The sequence below is a fragment of the Frankia umida genome (assembly GCF_023242945.1).
In the GTDB taxonomy this organism is placed as follows: domain Bacteria; phylum Actinomycetota; class Actinomycetes; order Frankiales; family Frankiaceae; genus Frankia; species Frankia umida.
Map to the genome: position 1 here is coordinate 1 of NZ_JALKFT010000081.1, position 2,706 is coordinate 2,706.

General features: G+C 75.5%; 1 protein-coding gene. It reads left to right on the top strand.

From position 1 onward, the window contains the following. Window positions 1-2,706: condensation domain-containing protein (locus MXD59_RS25835; protein ID WP_248827171.1), on the top strand; the 2,706-nt coding region annotated here is incomplete at both ends.

Genomic DNA, 2,706 nt, shown 5'->3' on the forward strand with positions numbered 1-2,706 from the left:
TGGAACCCGGGGAGGTCGAGGCGGTGCTCGCCGGGCTGCCCGGTGTCGGCCAGGCGGTCGTCGTCGCCCGCACGGACGCCGGCACCACCCGCCTGATCGGCTACGTCGTACCCAGCGCTGGTCCGTCCGGCGTGGGCTCGTCCGGTGTGGGTGCGGCCGGCGGTGGCAGGTCGCTGTCGCCGGGGGGCGAGGGGGAGCTCGACGCGGTGCGGCTGCGGGCCGCGCTCGGCGCCGTGCTGCCGGACTACCTGGTGCCCTCGGTGATCGTGGTGTTGCCGGCGCTGCCGACGACCCCCAACGGCAAGCTTGACCGGCGGGCGCTGCCCGTCCCCGTCCGCACCGGCAGCGGCGCCGGCGACGGCCGGGCGGGGCACGGCGCCCTGGCGACGGCGACCGAACAGCTGGTCGCCCGGTTGTTCACCGAGGTGCTCGGGGTCGAGGGCATCGGCCCGGACGACTCGTTCTTCGCCCTCGGCGGGCATTCCCTGCTCGCCGCCCGTCTCATCGCCCGGGTGCGCACGCTGACCGGGCAGGCCGTCTCGATCCGACTCGTGTTCGACACCCCGACCGTCGCGCGGCTCGCCGCGAGCCTGGACGCGATCGCCGCCGCACCGGTGCTGCCCGCCCTCGTCGCGGGGGTGCGCCCCGACCCGCTGCCGCTGTCGGCCGCCCAGCGACGACTGTGGTTCCTCCACCGGTTGGACGGACCGTCCGACACCTACAACCTGCCGTTCGCGCTGCGGCTGACCGGTGAGCTGGACATCGCGGCGCTGCGCGCGGCCTTCGGTGACGTCGTCGCCCGACACGAGTCGCTGCGCACCGTCTTCCCCGACCGCGACGGCGTCCCCTACCAGCGGATCCTCACCGACGTCGAGGTGCCGTTCACCGTCGTCGACACCGACGAGGCGGCACTGCCCGACCAGCTGCGGCGCGTCCTGGCCACCGGCCTGGACCTGGCCACCCAGATCCCGATCCTGGTCGAGGTGCTGCGCCTGGGCGCGGACGACCATGTCCTGGCACTGGTCATCCAGCACATCGCCGGCGACGAGGGGTCGACCGGCCCGCTGCTGCACGACCTCACCACGGCCTACGACGCCCGCCGGGCCGGCAGCGCACCACACTGGACGGCGCTGACGATCCAGTACGCCGACTACGCCGTGTGGCACGACGGGCTGGTCGGCGCCCCCGGTCAGCCCTCGGCGCTGGCCCGCCAGCAGCTCGACCACTGGGCGAACACCCTCGACGGGCTCGCAGACGCGATCGCACTGCCCGTCGACCGGCCCCGCCCCGGCCCGGACCAGCCCTCCGCGGGCGGCGGCCGACTGCGCGCCGAGATCCCCGCCGGTGTCATGGCGGCGCTGCGCCCGCTGCTCGCCGAGACCGGGGCCAGCGAGCTGATGCTCGCCCACCTGGCCGTCGCCGCCACCCTGCACACCCTCGGCGCCGGCACCGACATCCCGTTGGGCGCGCTGGTCGCCGGCCGCTCCGATCCGGCCCTCGAACCACTGGTCGGTTTCTTCGTCAACACCGTCGTGCTGCGCACCGACCTCGGCGGCGATCCGACCCTGCGCGCCCTGCTGCGCCGGGTCCGACACACGGCCCTGGACGCCTACGCCCACGCCGACGTCCCGTTCGACGCGGTCGTCGAACGCCTCAACCCGCCGCGCCGCGCCGGGCGCCATCCGCTCGTGCAGACCCTCATCGACTTCTGGAACCCGACCGGCGAACGTCCACGCTTCACCGGTCTGAACGCCGTCCCCCTGGACCTGGCCGAACCGGCCACCGCCAAGTTCGACCTGGCACTGACCTTCACCCACGCCGGCGCCCCCCTGGGCGACACGCCGGGCGTCGACGCCTCCGACGTTGACGCATCCGACGTCGAGGCCCGGACGCCGGCGGACGGCGGACTGCTCGTGTCCGCCGAGTACGACGCGGACCTGTTCGACCGGGCCACCGTCGAGGCGCTGCTGGCCCGCCTCGGCCGGGTGCTGGCCGCCCTGGCGCGCACCCCCGACCTGCCCCTGTCCCGTCTTGACGTGCTCTCACCGGACGAACGCCACCAGCTCACCCGGGTGTGGAGCGGCCGCGACGTCCCCGCCCCACACCTGCCGGCCCTGACCCCGGTCTCGCCGCCGGTGTCGCCGACGGTTCTGGACGTGTGGGACCGCACGGTCGCCGCCGCCCGCGCGGACGAGTCCCGTCCGGGCGCCACCGGTGCGCCGGTGCTGGCGGTGGTGTGTGGGTCGGTGGCGCTGTCGTTCGCCGAGGTGGACGCGGCGGCGCGGCGGCTGGCCGAACAGCTCGCCGGACGTGGGGTGGGACCCGAGGTGGCGGTCGGGGTGCTGCTGCCACGGTCGGTGGAGGTGATCGTCGCCTGGCTCGCGGTGTGGAAGGCCGGCGGCGTCGTCGTGCCGCTCGACCCCACCCATCCTCTCGGCCGCCTCGAGTCCGTGCTGGCCGAGGCCCGTCCCGCCGTGGTCGTCACCTCGACACCGACCCTGCGCACCCTCGCCATCCCCACCGACGCCGACGCCGCTTCCGGGTTCGCGTTCGCGGGCCGGACGGTGCTGGTGGACGCGCCGCACACCTGGACCGCGCCGGGCCGACCGAGCGGGCCCGCCGACGCCGACGCCGCCGCGTACGTCGTGTTCACCTCCGGGTCGACGGGACGTCCCAAGGGGGTCGTCGCCACCCACGGCGGGCTGG